Raw genomic sequence first — 16,743 nt, 5'->3', positions numbered from 1 at the left:
ATATCCTGCGCGGCAGGCGATCACGGATGATACGGCGATGACCAACCTGCTCACGTTCCATGTCCCCAAGGTCCGCTCCAAGGCATCCATCGATTTCATGCTGGATGCGCGGCCCTTCTTGTCCACGCAGTTCCAGCCGCTTGTACCCTCAGAGACGCTGCCTGCACCAAACAGTGTCGAGATGTGGGCTGCAGCGCATGACTGTGGCTACGGGGTGAGCTGGGACAAGCGCGTCGAGTGCAGCGGCAAGGAATGGCATGCACTTCATCGGCATCTGTACCAGCGCCTGCGGTTTCATCTCACCCTGCTGGAGAACGCAAGCCCCTTGGGCACACCTGCCGCCTGGAAGCGCGCTGCGTTCGCCTCGTTGCTGGAAACCACGGAAAAATCGGCACTTTCCTACGCCTTGGGTGCGATCTACTGCCGCATCGCCACCGGACGCTGGCGTACCCGAAGCCATGCCTGCCACGCCGGATACCTGCGGCGATTCTGGCATTACAAGATAACCGCCCATCCAGCGGTCACCCTGGGAGGCGGCGGAAACGCCATGAAAGGCATACAGAATCCGGACTACATGGCGCAGTGCAGTTGCGAAGCATGGTCGGCCGTGGAAGCCAAGGGCACGCTGGAGCAACTGGATCGTGGCGAATTGAAAAGGGGATTGGGTCAGGCGATGAAATTCTCGACCCTCTCACTGTATTCGGCCGAGGAGTGGTCACCCTCGACCGAGCCGATCGACTCCAGTGTGTGTGTGGCCACCTATTTCGACAGCAACGCGTTGCTTCAGGTCCTCCATCTGGACCCACCCAGTCCGCAGGCTGCTGCACTGCCAGAACGTGAATCAGGCCCGATGGTCGTCACCGAGCTCGCCGACTTGGTGCACTTCGAACACGCCCTGCACCAGCACCAGAGTTATGAAGCAGGCACCCTCACAGACGACGATCACGGGTCCGAGTCCGTGGAATGGCGTGGCACGCCGGACCTTCCCGAGCTACGGTTCGGCATGGCAGTGCAACAGGTCGAACTGCAGGCGCGCTTGACGTGGGCAATAAATGCGCTGGGCAGGATCATGCCGGTGATCGCAGCCGCGCGTACAAAGGGCTGGTCTGGCTCGCGGCTCCGTAGTGCACTGCGACGGCAAGCAAGGAGGATTCAGTACGACACTGCGCGCACGGGTGATCCTGTCGACGCTGCGGACACCGCATGGAAGGAATTCGCGCTCTGGATCAAGCAAGAAGCACTGGGCGAACAGAGGGACTGGAGCAAACTTCTCACCCGCCTTTGGGAGGCCCCCATTCTCTCCGCATTCGGAGCGGGCGCGAAATCACTGCAGGAGATGTGGTGCGTTCTCAACACTCTGCGGCGTGCGGGGCAACTGGATGCCCGGCTTCCGCAACCCGCCGGATCGGCATCTGAAGGTCATTCCCCGTCGATGGCGATCACGACATACGGGCTCATCGTTGCTTCTTCGGATTTCAGTCCACCTCTACCAACGCTCTCCGGGGTCAGATTCTAGGTTGCCGTTCGCGAGCGTGGCCGCGACGTGCGGCGCATCCCCTCACCGGCTACCTTGACCGATTCCCCCGCGGAAGAGCGCCGCACATCGCGCAGGTGCCGGGTGCCCGGGTTTCGGGTGATGAAGCGACGCATCCGGCGCTGACGGCCAGACGGCCGCTACACCGGAGTGACTGCGCCGCGCGCCTTCACCCACAGCCCGAATGTCTGCATTACCTCCACCACGGGCTGCAGCCGCCGCCCATCGTCGGTCAGCGCGTACTCCACCTTGACCGGCACCGTCGGAAACACGGTCCGACTGACCAGCCCGGCCTCCTCCAGTGCCCGCAGGTCCAGGGTCAACATCCGTTGCGAGATCGCAGGGATATCGCGTCGCAGATCGTTGAACCGCCTCGGGCCATCCAGCAGGTAAGAGGCGATCAGCAACCGCCAGCGCCCGCCGAGCAGGCGCATTGCTTCTTCCACCGAGCAGCCGGAGACGTTGTCTTTCATCGAAGGGTTCAGAAGGTGGCAGGTAACCATTATGTACCTACACCACAGGATAGTGCCTTCTTCCGTTTTTATACCGCGCTCCTAGAATGCGCCAGGACGCCTCACCTGGAGGCCCCTCCCGTCCTGGACACCGCAATGAAGCTCTATTACCTGCCCGCCGCCTGCTCGCTCGCGCCGCACATCGTGATCAATGAACTGGGTCTCGCCGCCACGCTGGTCAAGGTCGATCACCGCACCCACCGCACCGTCGACGGCGATGACTACCTGCAGGTCAATCCGCTGGGCTACGTGCCGGCGCTGGTACTGGACGACGGCAGCGTGCTCCGCGAAGGGGCGGCGATCCTGCAGTTCCTTGCCGACCAGCATCCGGCCAGCGCCCTGGCCCCGCCGAACGGCACGCTCGCGCGCTATCACCTGCAGGAGTGCCTGAGCTTCCTCGCCACCGAGATCCACAAGGGATTCATCCCGCTGCTGTACGCCACCGCCGCCGGCAAATACGTAGACACCGCACGCCCGAAGCTCGTGCAACGTTTCGCCTGGATCGACGCGCAGCTGGCCGAACGCGCGTACCTCACCGGCGACACCTTCAGCATCGCCGACGCCTACCTGTTCGCCCTGGTCGGCTGGGGCCAGGCGGCGTGGCTGACCTCCTACTACAAGGCCGATATCCACTTCGACGCGCTGGCCAATCTGCAGCGCTGGTACCAACGCGTGCAGGCGCGCCCGTCGGTACGTGCCGCGCTGGAGCGCGAGGGACTGACGCGCCCCGCTGTGGCCTGATCCGCAGCCGCCGGCCAACCGCCACGGCCCCCTCTGGTGCGGCGCGCGGCGCTCGGTTACGCTGCCGCCGGCCCGGACGCATCCGGGCTGGATCCTGGGGGGAGGATCTGCCAGTCGCGGGGGCGGCTGGTCTTGCGTAGCCATGCATGGCGGGCTCTCTCCGGGCAATTTCATACAGGAGGGATTCGTCCATGAAGTTTGCCGCTTTCCAGCGTGTGTGCGTGGGCCTGGCCATGATGGCCGCATTGACTGGCTGCGTCAGCCTGCCACCCCAGCAGGCGTACAACCGTGACGCCACGCCACCAATCAAGACCATCGTGGTGCTGCCCGTAACGCCGATCGAACCGAACGTGTTGATGATGAACCACCCCGGCGCCAACTTCGGCCTGATCGGCGGGCTGGTGGCCGCCGCCAACATGGCCGGCAAGCGTGACCGGTTGCAGGCCGCATGCGACGCGGCCAAGTTCGACCCTGCGGTGTACTTCAGGGAAAGCCTGACCCAGCGCATGGCCGAACGCGGCTACACCCTGGTATGGCCCGGCGCGATGGTGGAACCCAAGGGCAGCAAGACCGCCCGCGGCGTGTTCGGTCTGCGCAAGGCCTATACCCACCAGCCCCAGGCCGATGCCCAGCTGGACCTCAGCGTGAACTTCGTCGGTTACGCCGCCGCCGGTGCAGGTGACGATGCGCCCTACCGCCCGATGCTGAGCGTGGCCGCGCGCCTGGTCAGCCAGGACGGCAAGCAGAACTACTTCACCGACTTCGTCGTCTACAACAACGTACTCAACCAGGCCAAGGTCATCACCCTGGAACCGGAGGCGCAGCGCTTTGCCTACGCCGATTTCGATGCCCTCGAAGACGCCGGTGCCGAAACCGTGGAAGGCATCAAGCTGGCCATCGACCGCACCAGCGACGCCCTGGTCAGGCAGCTGTGAGCCGGCTGACCACCATGGTCCTGCTGGCGATGGTCGCCAGTGGACTGCCGGGGTGCGCCCACCAGGCCTACAAGGCCACGGTGCCCGATACCCGCCTGCACTGCGTGGGCAGCCTGCCGGAAGTGACCAGCCGTCCACTGAATTACCTGGCGCCCGGGGGAGATGCCGAGGACCGACGCCTGGAGTTCGCCGAGGTGGCAGCCTGCGTCACCCTGGCCGGCGCTGCGTTGCCGGTGGCGTTGTACCGGCTGGACGCGTTGGAAGGCGCCTCGGAGATCGACATCCGCGTGTCGCTTTCCGAAGGCGGCACCTTCGCCGCCAGCGCCGAACTGCTGGATGCGGGCTTCCAGCCAATCAAGCAGTATCGGTTCACCGACTTCGTCCGCCGCACCAACGAGTACTCGCTGAGCGTGTTCGTTGACCGCAGCCGTCCGACGCCGCCGGTGTACCTGCTGCTGCGCCCCGATGCCAGCCACGTGGGCAAGCAGGACACCACGATCACCTCGCAGTCCTCGGCCTTCATCACGCCCGGCGGGGGCGCCTATCGGGTCGGCACCGAGGTCAGCCGGATGCGTCCGTTGCTGGGTGCGGGCAAGCTGCAGGTAGTGGCCTATCGCGCCCGTCGCGCGGCCTTCGAGGAAGGCGCAACGCCGCACAAGTGAGCCTCGCGGGACACCCACCGATACCCGCACGCTCGGCAACCGGTCGTCAGCACTGACGACCGGCGTGCTCAGCGCGACTGCACGGCAACCGCCACATCGTCGCGGCCGCGTGGCAGCGGTGCGATCGCCAGGGTATCGCCGGTGCACACATCCACCCCGTGATAGATAGCGCGCCGGCCATTGCGGAACTGCAGCCGTATGTCGAACCGGCAGCCGGCCTCCCCCAGGCGCACGGTGATTGCGCCGCCGCCCCCGTCGAGCCTGTCGATCGGTCGGGCGACGTAGGCATCGCTGCCGGCCGGGGCCACCTCCAGCGCCACGACGCTGTCATGGGCGCGGTTGAGCAGGCCGAGGTAACGTGCCTCGCCGGCCTGCGCCGGGGCGGCCGCCAGCAGCGGCATCAAGCACAGCGAAGCGATCAGGACAGGGCGGATCAGGAACATGGCGGCGTCTCCGTAGCGGTGAAGGACGTCCGCATCAGGCACCGGCCATCGCCCCCCGCCAACCGATCCGGGACCAATCGTCGCCACGCGCGGGCCAATCGTAATGGGCCGTCATGGCGCTTCCCGCCCGCCCGGGGCCTGCCTAAGATGGGGCTCGCCAGCGATGCCTGGCCCTGGACGCCCGCATGAACATCCGCCTCGGCAGCACGCAGATCCGCCTGTCACGCTATATCGCCCTGTGGACGCTGGTGGCGATGGTGTTCGCCATGCAGAACGCGATCAACGTCGGCCTGCCCCGCACCCACTGGCCGTTCTGGGACCTGGCCCGCTGGTCGCTGATCCAGTGGTACACCTGGGCCGCCCTGGCCCCCACCGTCTTCCGCCTCGCCGAGCGCTTCCCCGTGCGCGGCAGCCTCCGCTTCCACGGACTCGGCGCGCAGGTGCTGGCGAGCCTGTGCATGACGTTCGCGGCGATGGTGCTGGGCGCGCTGGTCTCCACGCTGTTCGAGCCCAGCGGTTTTGCCGAACAGCTGGGCTACTTCCTGGAACAGCACTTCGCCATCGGGCTGCTCACCTACTGGACGCTGTTTGCCATCCAGCAGGCCATCCACTTCCACGCTGAAAAGGCCCGGCGCGAACTGGAAGCGAGCCAGTTGGCCACCGAGCTGGCACAGTCGCGCCTGCTCGCCTTGAAGTCGCAGTTGCAGCCGCATTTCCTGTTCAACACGCTGCACGCGATCATCACCCTGCTCGACGAAGACAAGCTGTCGGCCGAGGACATGCTGCTGCGCCTGAGCGAGCTGCTGCGCGCCTTCCTGGAGGATTACGACGGCCAGGAAATCAGCCTGCGCCAGGAGCTGGACCTGATCGAGCTGTACCTGGGCATCCAGCGCGTGCGCTTCAAGGACCGACTGACCACCCGCACCTATATCGCCCCCGATACGCTGGACTGCGCCGTGCCCAGCCTGATCCTGCAGCCGCTGGTGGAGAACGCGCTGCGCCACGGCATCGGCCAGCGCGTGGGCAGCGACACCATCGAGATCGACGCGCGACGCGACGGCGATGTGCTGTGCATCGAAGTGCGCAACCGCAACAGCACGCTGTCGGCCGAACCGACCGCCTCGGCCGGCCACGGCATCGGCATGGCCAACACGCGTCTGCGCCTGCGCGAACTGTACGGCGATGCCGCCGAGGTCCGCCTGGACATGATCTGGCCCGAAGGGGTGGCGTGCCGCATCCGGGTGCCGTTCCGCGCACTGGAGAGCGCCGAGGATGCCCCCGAGTTCCATCCGGGGCTCTCGCCGGCATGAGCCTTACCGCGCTGGTGGTCGATGACGAGCCGATCGCGCGCCGCGCGATCGTGCGCCTGTTGGCCGATGACCCGGACATCGAGATCCTCGGCGAATGCGGCGACGGCGTCTCGGCCGTGGCCGCCATCCGCAGCCAGTCGCCGGACCTGGTGTTCCTGGACATCCAGATGCCGGCGATCAACGGCATGGACGTGGTCGCCACCATCGGCGCCGGACGCATGCCCGCCACCGTGTTCGTCACCGCCTACGAGCAGTATGCGGTCAAGGCCTTCGAGGCCAACGCGGTGGACTACCTGGTCAAGCCGTTCAGCCGCGAGCGCTTCGCCGCCACCCTGCACCGCGCCAAGCAGCGGCTGTCGATGGCCGGCGCGGTCGGCAGCCAGGCCTCGGTGCAGATCCTGCAGGCACTGGACGCACTGCGCCAACGCGAGGACTACCTGCAGCGCATCCCGGTGCGGGTGGACGAACACGTGGTGCTGATCGCCGTGGACGACATCGTCTGGGTCAAAGCCGCGCGCAACATCGTGGAGATCCACCTGGCCGACCGCGTCCACGAGCTGCGCGAAACCATGACCACCCTCGCCGCGCGGCTGGACCCGCGCCAGTTCGCCCGGGTGCACCGCTCGGCGATCGTCAACGTGCGTCGGGTCAAGGCAATCCATCCGTGGTTCAACGGCCACCACGTGGTGACCCTGGATACCGGCCAGCAGCTGCGCATGAGCCGCTACCAGAACGAGGCGTTCCTCAAGCTGGTGTCCACGCGCAGCGGCGACATCGGGTAGCGCCGGCCATGCCCGGCCGGGTTGCCGTCAGCGTCCGGTCTGCTCGCCCGCACGCAGCGTCAACACCTCCACCCCGTCGGCAGTGACCAGCACCGTATGCTCGGCCTGCGCGGACAACTTGCCGTCGCGGGTGGTCACCGTCCAGCCGTCGTCGCTCATGTCGATGGCCGCTCGCCCCTGGTTGATCATCGGCTCGATGGTGAAGGTCATCCCTTCCTCCAGTGCCAGCCCGTCACCCCGCCGCCCGTAATGCAGCACCTGCGGCTCTTCGTGCATCTCCCGGCCGATGCCGTGCCCGCAGAACTCCTTGACCACGCTGTAACCGTGCGCCTTGGCATGCTGCTGGATGGCAAAGCCGATATCGCCCAGCGTCGCGCCCGGGCGTACCACGCCGATGCCTTTCCACATCGCCTCGCGGGTAACCCGCACCAGCCGCTTGGCCGCGTAGTCCACCTCGCCGATCAGGTAGGTCTTGCTGGAATCGGCGATGTAACCGTTCTTTTCCAGGGTGATGTCCAGGTTGACGATACTGCCGCTGCGCAGGATGTCATCAGCCGATGGCACGCCGTGGCAGACCACCCGGTCGATCGAGCTGTTCAACACGTAGGCAAAGCCATACTGCCCCTTGCTGGCCGGGCGCGCGTGCAGCTCATCCACGATGAAGCGCTCCACCCAGTCATTGACCTGCAGCGTGCTCATGCCTTCCAGCGGCAGCGTGTCCAGCGCCTCGAACACCTGTGCCAGCAGGCGCCCCGATGCGCGCATCAACGCCTGCTCTTCGAGGGTCTTGATCATGCCTCGGCCACCCGCAATGCCCCCGGCTCGACCCCGGCGGCACGCAGCTCGCGACCGACGATCTCCTGGTAGCTCATACCGGGGTTCATCTCGCACAGCATGCCGATCTTGATCCAGAACCCGGCCTGGGCATTGATCGAACGGCCGGAGACGCCACTGGCGCGGCGCAGGTTGTCGTGCAGTTCGTCATCGATGTTGACGATGCCCATGGGGATGCCCCGAATACTGAAGATATATACATCATATATGCTTCATATATTCGCTGGCAACGCGCTCTTACGCGGTATAGGCCGTCGCTTCGATCTCGAACAACATCCCGTCCAGCGCCAGTCGCGGTACCGGGATCAACGTGCAGGTCGGGGCACGCCCCACTGGCCAGCGCCGACCGATCTGATCGGACAGGATGCCGAGCCGGTCCTGATCGTGATCCACCACCAACACGGTCAGCTTGGCCACGTCGGCCAGGCTGGCGCCGGCCGACGCCAGCGCGAGGCTGAGGTTGTCCAGTGCCTGTGCAACCTGCACCTCGAAGCGCGGCGACAACGCGCCATCGGCGGTCTCACCGCCCTGCCCGGCGATGTGGATCACCCGCGCCGGCAGGCGCACCACGGCTACGTGCGAATAGCCGTTCGCGCTCGGGTCGTATAGACCGGACGGATTGATGAAACCGAACAGGCCGGTCGGCGCAACAGGGGCATCGGTCAACATGGGGCGGGTGTCGCTTGGGGAGTGGACGCGCAGTGTCCGGCCTCAACCGTGGTTGAGGTCAACGCGACGCGATGCAACGCTGCGGTGCGTGCACGGCCCTACTGCCCGCAGGCCTCAGGTCCAGGCCGGATCGGCCGTGAAATCGATCGTCAACCAGAACTCGCTGCCCCGCGCATCCAGGCGTTCGGCGATCTCATCACGCAGCCGGTCCACGTTGCCGATGTTGCCGATGACCGTTTCCGGATGGGTCAGGATGTGGATCTCCACGAAACGCATGCGTCCCATCTTGGCCACGTGGCTGGTGAAATCCAGATAGCCGTGTTCGGCCACGAAATCCTGCATGACCGTCTGCACGCGCGCGTCCAGCGTGTCCGGCGCCACCTGCAGCACCTCGCGCATGGCCTTCCAGGCGCTGCGCAGCGGCACCGGCAGCACCGCCACGCTGATCGCCGCCAGCACCAACGGGTCCAGGTACGGAATCCAGTGGGCGTGCGCGCCGCCGCGCAACAGCAGGGCGATCACGAATGCCAGCACCACCGCCAGGCTCATCAGCCCGCTCAGCAGCCAGGCCCGCACATCCAGCCACAGCAAGGATGATTGCAAGCGCAGCGCGCGGGTCCGCACGAACGCCGCCATGCCGAGGTTGCTCACGCACAACACCGCTGCCCACAGCAGCGCAGGGCCCGCCTTGACCTCGTGGCCGCCGGTCGTCAACCCGATGACCGAATTGGCCAGCGCATAGATGCAGGCCAGCGACAGGATCGCCCCTCCCAGCGCCTCCACCATCGGCTCCAGGTGCCAATACCCGTACTGGAAGCGCGGGCTCCCTTCCCGCGCCACCAGCCGCAGCACCGCCAGCGCCACCAGGGTCAGGGCCACGTCGACCAGGCTGTACACGCCATCAAACAGGATGGCCTGCGACCCCACCAGCAGGCCGCCGATGAAGCCGATGGCGCTGACCGCCACCGTCACCCCGATCGACAGTTTCAGGACCCGCTGCTCGCGTGCTGTATCCATCGCCCGCCGAAGGTCCTGCGCGTGGGCGTCAGACCTTCAGCACCTCCACCTTGTAGGTCGGCACATCGCCGTCGCGGTCGATGATAAGCCCGTGCACGTCCGACTCGAAACCCGGGAAGCGCGCGTTCTGCTCGCGGGCGATGCGCAGCGACTGGATGATCGGCTCGTCGCTGGCGCCGAACCGCTCGCCGGGCATGATCGTCGGGATGCCCGGCGGATACGGCACCAGCATGGTGCCGGCGATACGGCCGCTGATCTGCTCGATGTCGACCCGCTCGATCTGCCCGCGCACCAGGTGGTCGTAGGCCTCGGCCGGGGTCATCACCGGCTCGGGCAGGTCCACGTACATTGCGCGCATCACCTGGGCCACCGCGAACTCGCGGTTGAATTCGTGCAGCGCCTGGCACAGGTCGCGCAGGCCCCAGCCGGCGTAGGCCACCGGATAGTCCGCGGCCAGCCCCGGCAATGCCCGGGTCAACGGCGCGTTGGCATCGTACAGCTCCTTGAACGCCATCAACTCGGTGACCAGCGTGCTCCACTTGCCCTTGGTGATGCCCATCGAGAACAGGAACAGCACCGAGTACAGGTTGGTCTTCTCCACGGTGATGCCACGGGTCCACAGGAACTTGCTCAGTACCGCCGCCGGGATCCCGCGCTGGCCGACCGCGCCGTCGATCGACAGCCCCGGCGTCAACAGGGTCACCTTGATCGGATCGATCAGCACGTAGTCCTCGACCAGGCCGTCGAAGCCATGCCAGTGCGCGTCCGGCTGCAGGTACCACTCGCTGCGCTTGGCCACCATCGGCGCCGGCGTATCGCCCTTGGCCAGCGAACGCTCCAGCTTGTCCGGCTGCCATACGCTGAACCACCAGTCGTCGCGGCCCAGGTCCTCGCGCACGTGCAGCATGGCGCGGCGGAATGCGATCGCCTCGTCGTGCATCTCCTGCACCAGCGACTCACCGGCCGCCCCTTCCATCATCTTCGAGGCCACATCGCACGCGGCGATCACCCCGTAGTGCGGGCTGGTGGTCGTGTGCATCATGAACGCTTCGTTGAAGCGCTCGGCATCGAGTTCCCGGCTGGCGGCATTGCGCACGTGGATCATCGACGCCTGCGAGAACGCGGCCAGCAGCTTGTGCGTGGAATGGGTGGTGAAGATGATCGCATCCTGTTCGCGCGGCTTGCCCTTGGCCATGCCGTAGTGGTTCTCGTAGAACGGATGGAACGCGGCGTAGGCATACCAGGCCTCGTCGAAATGTAGGAAGTCGACCGCGCTGCCGATCTCCTCGGCGATCTTTTCGGCGTTATAGCACAGCCCGTCATAGGTGGAATTGGTCACCACCGCGATGCGCGGCCTGGAGCCGGCCTTGAAGGCCTTGCTGGCCAGTGGGTTGGCGGCGATGGCCGCCTGCAGCGATTCGGGGGTGAACTGGTCCAGGCTGATCGGCCCGATGATGCCGTGCGCATTGCGGCTGGGGGTGAAGTACACCGGGATGCCGCCGGTCATGATCAGCGAATGCAGCAGCGACTTGTGGCAGTTGCGGTCCACGAACACCACGTCGCCACGGCCTACCGTACCGTGCCAGACGATCTTGTTGGCGGTGGAGGTACCGTTGGTGACGAAGAAGGTGTGGTCGGCGCCAAAATTGCGCGCTGCCTCGTTTTCCGCTTCCTTGATCGGGCCGCTGTGGTCCAGCAGCGAGCCCAGCTCGGGCACCGAGATCGACAGGTCGCTGCGCAGGGTGTTCTCGCCGTAGAACTGGTGGAACGCGCGTCCCACCGGCGACTTGGTGAACGCCACGCCACCGGCGTGTCCCGGCGTGTGCCACGAATAGTTCGACTCGGCGGTGTGGTGGATCAGCGCCTTGAAGAACGGCGGCAGCAGGTTGGCCATGTAGTCTTCGGCCGCGCGCATGACCTGGCGCGCGATGAAGCTCTTGGTGTCTTCGAACAGGAAAATGTAGCCGTGCACGAACTTGAGCAGCTTGCTCGGCACCTTCTCGATGGTGCGCCGCTCGCCGTACAGGAACACCGGCAGGTTGGCCCTACGCGCGCTCTGCTCGCGCAGGAAGCCGAGCAGGCGCTGGAACTGCTCCGGGTTCTCTTCGGTGCCATCGATGGAGATCAGCACCGCCGACGCGGCCACGTAGGTGCGCGCACCGGCCTGAGCGTCGGCCAGGGTCAGGCCGCACAGGACGCGCTGGTCGCTCTTGCGCAGCTCTTCGACCAGCGCGCGGATCAGGATGCCGCCGATGCGCGGGGACTCGTAATCGTCGTCGATGACGATGATCGGGTAATCAAGGGACTTGAAGTACACAGGCATTCTCCTGGGGCAATATCACGAAAGCGTCGTGCGGACGGCGGAATCCAGCGCAGGCAGGCCGCGCTGGCGGCGGCGCTCTTCGCTGAAGAACGGGTAGAACACCGTGATGAACAGCACGAACAGGAAGGCGTACTGGACGATGCTGCCGGACGAACCGAAGATCGCCCACAGGCAGTACACGACCGTGACGCTGGTCAGCAGCCAGAACGCACCGGTATGCACCAGGGTGTGCGAGCGCTCGACCACGAAGTAGCAGGCCACGCAGGAATAGATGTAGGGCAGCAGGGTCAGGACCACCGCGGCCGAGGTGATCACATCGAACTGCGCCGAGGCCGTCTCCGAGGTGGAGGTGACCAGCACCGCCAGGGTCATCAGAACCGCCACGATCAGCACGCCCTTGACGGGCACGTCGTCCTTGTTGGTCTTGCTGAAGATGCCCGGGAACAGGCCGTCATCGGAGGCCGCCTTGGCGCTCTGCGCGGTCAGCAGGATCCAGCCGCCGAGCGAGCCGGCCGCGCCGACGAAGGCGCACAGGCTCACCAGCGCCCCGCCCCAGCCGCCCACCGCGTTGGCCGCGGCCAGCGCGAACGGCGCATCGGACACCTGCAGCTCGCCGTTGGGCACCATGCCCATGATCACCGAGGAACTGGCGATGTAGGCGATGGCCGCCAGGAACACACCGGCCAGGGTGGCGCGGGCCACGTTCTTCTCCGGGTTCTCCACCACCCCGGCGGTCACCGAGGCCGATTCCACGCCGATGAACGCCCACAAGGTCAGGGCGGCCGCACTGGAGATCGCCCCGAAGTTGGACTCCCCGGACACGTTGTAGGCGCCCTTGAACAGGGTCGGGTCGAAGAAGAACCAGCCGAAGATGGCGATGCCCAGGATCGGCACCAGCGCGAAGCTGGTGGTCACCGTCTGCAGCTTGCTGACGAACGACGGCCCGATCACGTTGGCGAAGCTCAACGCCCATACCAGGGCCAGCACCGCGATGCAGCGCGGCAGCGGCTCGGACAGGATCGGGAAGAAGTAGCTGAAATAGCCCACCGCCGCGATCGGGATGGCGACGTTGCCGATCCAGTTGGCGAACCAGTAGATGGTGTTGGTCTGGAAGCCCATGTACGGGCCGAACCAGTCGCGTGCGTAGGCGTAGGGACCGCCGGCCTTGGGCGCCAGCTTGCCCAGCTTGGCGAACACGAAGGCCAGCAGCAGCGCGCCGGCCGTGGTGACCAGCCAGCCCCAGATCGACGCGGTACCGATCTTGGCCAGGCTGGAAGGCAGCAGGAACACGCCCGAGCCCATCATGTTGCCGGCCACCAGGAAGGTGGCACCGACCACCCCGATCTTCTTCGCTTTCGCCATGACGCTGTCTCCTTTGCCTGGCAGGAACCCGGTCGCGCCGGGCGTTGGGGTCTACTTGATGAAGTTGTATTGCAGGCTGCCCTGCAGCCGCACCGTGTCGCCACGTTGTCCGCCCTGCTGTTCCAGCTGCCCGTACAGCAGCTCCATGCCCATCGTCCAGGACGGCGCCGGGCTCCAGATCAGGTTGAACACGCCATAACGGCTGCGTCGGAAGGCGTCGGCGGCCAGCGCGTCGTTGCGTTCGCTGTCGAGCTGCCCGTAGATCAGGTTGGAGCGCCACAGCGGCGACCAGTAATGCGTGTAGCCGACGAAGCCGCCGCGCAGCGAGAGCAGTTCCAGGCGCCCGTCGGCCGTCACCACCGCATCCATGCCCGAGCCGGTCAGGTCGGCGGTGTACCGGGCCAGGCCCTTGCCGCCCAGCGCGCCGAACAGCAGCAGGTCCTGGTCGCCCATCGCGGCCGAGCCGCTCAACTGCAGCCCGCCGCCGATGCGGCGGTCATCGCCGGCACTGCCGTCATAGCCCAGGCTGCGCGCCACGGCACCCAGCTGCAGGTGGCCCCAGCCGCGCTCCATGCGCGCGGTGACCGTCACATCCGGTGCCTGGTTGACCGCGCTGATGCCGTCGCCCGGCGCGCTCAGCTGTGCGTCCGGGTCTTCGGCGGCGAAGGTCAGCGTGTTGCCCTTGCCCATCGGGACGCTGTGATGGATGCCGGCCACCAGCAGGTAGCCGGCGCCACCGGGCCCGGCAAAATCAAGCGTGTCGGGCAGGCTGTCGGCGTCCATGAAGGTCGCATAGCCGTAGCCCGCGTACGTGTTGCCGAGCTGACCGTAGGCGTGGCGCAGGCGGAACGTGTAGCTGTCGCTGCTGCCGAAGAAGTCGTTCTCCAGGTAGAAGCGCAGGTTGCCATGCGTGGTCGGGCGCCGCGCTTCGAAGCTGAAGCGGGTCTGCTTGGCATGCAGGGTGAAGTTGGAGACATCCCGGTGTGCACCGCCGACCGGAATCGAAGAAGTGACGAACTGTTCCTGGTCACCGGCCGCGCGCGCATCGGCAATCGCATCGAGCTTGGCGTAGCCGCCGATGCGGATCAGGGTGTCGGTGCCTGGGATGGCGAAGAAGCCTTTCAGCTCGGGATCGGTCGGGCCGGCAGCGCTGTCCGGGCGCGATGCAGCCGAAGACGGATCGGCCACTGAATCACGGGGCGGCAGGATGGCCTGGCCGACGCCGGGGACCTGTGAGGCACCGGCCTGGGTGAGCGCGCGGGGGGACGTGGCAGGTAGCGGCGCGGTCGTTGCGGCGATCGCGGGAATGGCGGGACTCGTGGTGCTCGCAGCGCTCGACGCGGTTGGCGGAGGTTTGTTGGACTCCAGCGCATCCAGGCGCTTCTCCATCGCCTCAAGCGTGTGCCGCAGCGACCGGATCTCCTGCCGCAGCGCGTCCGCCGACGCCTGTGCATGGACTGGCGCAGACGACAGCGCCGCCACGCAAGCAAACGTTACGACAGCCAGGCGCATCACGTTCTCCATGAACCGCGAACAGCCTTGCCGGCCGTTTCCGCCGCGCATGCGCGAGGGAATCCGGTCGACAACCCGGTACTGCACTGCACGTGCGGGATGCCCTCCTCATCCCGAGCGGCATGGCGGGGTTGACCCGCGCGCCAGCGCCTTGAATAACAATCGCCGGGTGAGACATTCGTGAAGCGTCGCGAACGCAGCAGCCGCGCGGTCGTCGTGCGGCAGAGGATCGGGAGCGTGGGACGTGTGGGCTGCATGCGTACAGGCTAGTGCGCATGTCGTTTTTGGCCTTGATCTAGATCAACCGCCAATGATGCAAAGTGTGACGTACAGCGCGCCGGCAGTGCACCGGCGCGCGAATCATGCGTCGGCGCGTGCGCTCAGCGCGGCCCCATCACCCGCTCCATGTCCTTGCCCTGCGGCAAGCCGGAGAGGCGGTCGACCATCCCCTTGTCGTCCTTGAACAGGATGCCCGGGGTGCCCTGGAAGCCCATCTCCAGCATCAGCTCCTGGTTGGCATTGAGCTTGTTGGCGATCTCCGGGCTCAGCTTGGACGCCGGCTTGATACCGCCCTTGTCGAAGCCATGCTCGTTCTCCAGCAGGGCCGCGCTCGGGTTGGGCGCGGTCAGGATCGCCGCCGCCTTGGCCGGGCTGTCCTCGCGGATCACCCCGACCATGATGTGGCGCAGCTGTACCTTGCCGCTGTCCACCCACGGCCGCGCCGCTTCCCAGAACTTGTGGCAATAAGGGCAGTTCGCGTCGCTGAAGGTGTAGACCACGCGCGGCGCATCCGCCCGACCGTCACGCACCCAGGCGCTGGCGTCGAGCTTGTTCCACATCCGGTCGGACATCGGCTTGGCCGCCAGCTTCTCCAGCGCGGCCGCGCCGACTTCCTCGCCGTTCTCGTTGAACAGGCTGCCCACCAGCACGTGCTTGCCGTCCGGGGTCACATAGGCGGCCGCAGGCTGCTGCCCGCCGACCACGCCGGCAAAGCCACGCAAGCCACCGGGCGCGTCGAACTCGCCGAGCACCTCGAAGCCATGCTTCTGGATGCCCTTGAGCACGGCCGGCTGTTCCCCGGTCCTGGTCGCGGCGGTGGCCGGGGCCTTGGGCGACTGCGCCTGGCTGCACGCGGCCAGGCTCAACAGCAGACCCGTGGCAAGCAGGGAGCCCAACGGGCGTGGGGATATGAACAACATGGCAACTCCTGGTGTCTGCAAAACGGAAAGCAACGCGTACTCAGCGCAGCGTATCAAGCCTGGCCTGCAGGCCGGCGGCACTGAGTTCCCCCATGTGCAGGCCCTGCAGGCGGCCGTGCGAATCGAAGAACAGGGTAGTCGGATAGGCATGCACCTGCAGTCGTGTCGAGGTCAGGCTGTCGGCATCCAGCAGCACGTTCTGCAGCGACAGGCGCTCGGCGCCCAGGAAACGGCGTACCTCGCCGGCGTCCTCGCCCTGGTTGACGAACACGAAACGCACCGCCGGCGTACGTCGCTGTGCCTCGGCGAAGACCGGCATCTCGCGCCGGCAGGGGCCGCACCAGCTCGCCCACAGGTTGACCACCAACGGCATGCCGCCCTGCCCGGCCAGCGCCACTGGGGCGCCCTCCATCGATTGCAGGGTGAGCTCGGGCACGACGATGCGCGCCTGCTGCAACTGCGCCATGCCCAGCGACAGCGCGAGCCAGCACAGCAGGCCGGCCACCGCGCCGGACCAGACCGCGCGCCGGGCGCCGGGCCAGCGGCGCAGCCGCCATATCGCCCAGGCCGCGGCCACCAGCACCCCCGCCCACCACAGGAAGCCGCCGTCGCCCACGCGCAGGACCGCCCACGGATCCGCCAGGTAGGTGCGCGCATGCGCCATCACGAAGCCGATGCGGCCCCCCAGCAGGGCCAGCAACAGCATGTCCAGCAACAGCGCGCTCGGCGCCGGCTGGCCTTCCCGCGGCGTGGGCCGCAGCCAACGCGCCACGCCCACTGCCAGTACTCCTCCCACCACCACCCACACGACACCCAGCGGAACCGGGCCGATACTGCTCATCATCCATCCATCTCCGGCCCAGCCGCACCCCGCGCGGCCGCACCCAGCTGTACATCACCCCGTCGGC

17 protein-coding genes are annotated in these 16,743 nt (G+C 66.7%); 6 read left to right on the top strand and 11 right to left on the bottom strand.

Annotated elements, in window-relative coordinates; genetic code table 11:
- Positions 1-37: 37 nt before the first annotated feature.
- Positions 38-1,516, top strand: coding sequence for a hypothetical protein (locus tag AC06FD_RS05170; protein ID WP_478077154.1), 1,479 nt, complete (start codon positions 38-40; stop codon positions 1,514-1,516).
- A gap of 158 nt (positions 1,517-1,674) precedes the next feature.
- Here AC06FD_RS05170 and AC06FD_RS05165 read toward each other — a convergent pair whose 3' ends face one another.
- Entirely contained in the window at positions 1,675-2,007 is a 333-nt protein-coding gene (locus AC06FD_RS05165; RefSeq protein WP_259202936.1) for a winged helix-turn-helix transcriptional regulator, read from the bottom strand.
- 135 nt (positions 2,008-2,142) lie between these two features.
- Here AC06FD_RS05165 and gstA point away from each other — a divergent pair, with 135 nt between their 5' ends.
- From gstA to AC06FD_RS05150, 3 genes are all read left to right on the top strand, one after another.
- A complete protein-coding gene (gene gstA, locus AC06FD_RS05160; RefSeq protein ID WP_478077153.1) occupies positions 2,143-2,787 on the top strand; it encodes a glutathione transferase GstA in 645 nt (214 codons plus the stop codon).
- A gap of 191 nt (positions 2,788-2,978) precedes the next feature.
- Positions 2,979-3,722 carry a hypothetical protein gene (locus tag AC06FD_RS05155; RefSeq protein WP_394162311.1) on the top strand — a complete coding sequence of 248 codons (744 nt, stop codon included), beginning with the start codon at positions 2,979-2,981 and terminating at the stop codon, positions 3,720-3,722.
- Positions 3,719-4,384, top strand: coding sequence for a hypothetical protein (locus AC06FD_RS05150; RefSeq protein WP_478077152.1), 666 nt, complete (start codon positions 3,719-3,721; stop codon positions 4,382-4,384). Before AC06FD_RS05155 ends, AC06FD_RS05150 begins: the two co-directional genes overlap by 4 nt.
- A gap of 68 nt (positions 4,385-4,452) precedes the next feature.
- Here AC06FD_RS05150 and AC06FD_RS05145 read toward each other — a convergent pair whose 3' ends face one another.
- The gene (locus AC06FD_RS05145) at positions 4,453-4,827 is read right to left on the bottom strand and encodes a hypothetical protein (RefSeq protein WP_259202940.1); all 375 of its coding nucleotides are present in this window, start codon (positions 4,825-4,827) and stop codon (positions 4,453-4,455) included.
- 185 nt (positions 4,828-5,012) lie between these two features.
- Here AC06FD_RS05145 and AC06FD_RS05140 point away from each other — a divergent pair, with 185 nt between their 5' ends.
- Together AC06FD_RS05140 and AC06FD_RS05135 are read left to right on the top strand one after the other, a co-directional pair.
- Positions 5,013-6,137, top strand: coding sequence for a sensor histidine kinase (locus AC06FD_RS05140; RefSeq protein WP_478077151.1), 1,125 nt, complete (start codon positions 5,013-5,015; stop codon positions 6,135-6,137).
- Positions 6,134-6,919 carry a LytR/AlgR family response regulator transcription factor gene (locus AC06FD_RS05135; RefSeq protein ID WP_478077150.1) on the top strand — a complete coding sequence of 262 codons (786 nt, stop codon included), beginning with the start codon at positions 6,134-6,136 and terminating at the stop codon, positions 6,917-6,919. The genes AC06FD_RS05140 and AC06FD_RS05135 overlap by 4 nt, the downstream gene beginning before the upstream one ends.
- A 27-nt stretch (positions 6,920-6,946) precedes the next feature.
- Here AC06FD_RS05135 and map read toward each other — a convergent pair whose 3' ends face one another.
- The 9 genes from map to AC06FD_RS05090 form a co-directional block, all read right to left on the bottom strand.
- On the bottom strand, positions 6,947-7,714 hold the full coding sequence (gene map / locus AC06FD_RS05130) for a type I methionyl aminopeptidase (protein WP_478077149.1): 768 nt from the start codon (positions 7,712-7,714) through the stop codon (positions 6,947-6,949).
- Positions 7,711-7,923, bottom strand: a complete 213-nt coding sequence (locus AC06FD_RS05125; protein WP_179458689.1) for a ParD-like family protein — start codon at positions 7,921-7,923, stop codon at positions 7,711-7,713. The genes map and AC06FD_RS05125 overlap by 4 nt, the downstream gene beginning before the upstream one ends.
- 67 nt (positions 7,924-7,990) lie before the next feature.
- On the bottom strand, positions 7,991-8,422 hold the full coding sequence (locus AC06FD_RS05120; RefSeq protein ID WP_478077148.1) for a RidA family protein: 432 nt from the start codon (positions 8,420-8,422) through the stop codon (positions 7,991-7,993).
- 114 nt (positions 8,423-8,536) lie between these two features.
- The gene (locus tag AC06FD_RS05115; protein WP_478077147.1) at positions 8,537-9,439 is read right to left on the bottom strand and encodes a cation diffusion facilitator family transporter; all 903 of its coding nucleotides are present in this window, start codon (positions 9,437-9,439) and stop codon (positions 8,537-8,539) included.
- A 28-nt stretch (positions 9,440-9,467) separates the two neighbouring features.
- Positions 9,468-11,756: an Orn/Lys/Arg family decarboxylase gene (locus AC06FD_RS05110; RefSeq protein ID WP_394162332.1), complete on the bottom strand. Its 2,289-nt coding sequence runs from the start codon at positions 11,754-11,756 to the stop codon at positions 9,468-9,470.
- A gap of 21 nt (positions 11,757-11,777) precedes the next feature.
- The gene (gene adiC, locus AC06FD_RS05105) at positions 11,778-13,124 is read right to left on the bottom strand and encodes an arginine/agmatine antiporter (protein WP_478077146.1); all 1,347 of its coding nucleotides are present in this window, start codon (positions 13,122-13,124) and stop codon (positions 11,778-11,780) included.
- A gap of 51 nt (positions 13,125-13,175) precedes the next feature.
- The gene (locus tag AC06FD_RS05100) at positions 13,176-14,636 is read right to left on the bottom strand and encodes a DcaP family trimeric outer membrane transporter (protein ID WP_478077145.1); all 1,461 of its coding nucleotides are present in this window, start codon (positions 14,634-14,636) and stop codon (positions 13,176-13,178) included.
- Positions 14,637-15,016: 380 nt separating this feature from the next.
- Positions 15,017-15,835: a thiol:disulfide interchange protein DsbG gene (dsbG, locus tag AC06FD_RS05095; protein WP_259202957.1), complete on the bottom strand. Its 819-nt coding sequence runs from the start codon at positions 15,833-15,835 to the stop codon at positions 15,017-15,019.
- 40 nt (positions 15,836-15,875) lie between these two features.
- Positions 15,876-16,676 (bottom strand): TlpA family protein disulfide reductase, encoded by an 801-nt coding sequence (locus AC06FD_RS05090; RefSeq protein WP_478077144.1) that lies wholly within the window; start codon positions 16,674-16,676, stop codon positions 15,876-15,878.
- Positions 16,677-16,743: the final 67 nt, after the last annotated feature.

Source organism: Stenotrophomonas sp. Steno-Z1 (assembly GCF_056393175.1).
The sequence above is the reverse complement of the archived record's forward strand: the minus strand, read 5'-3'. Positions and strand labels throughout refer to the sequence as shown.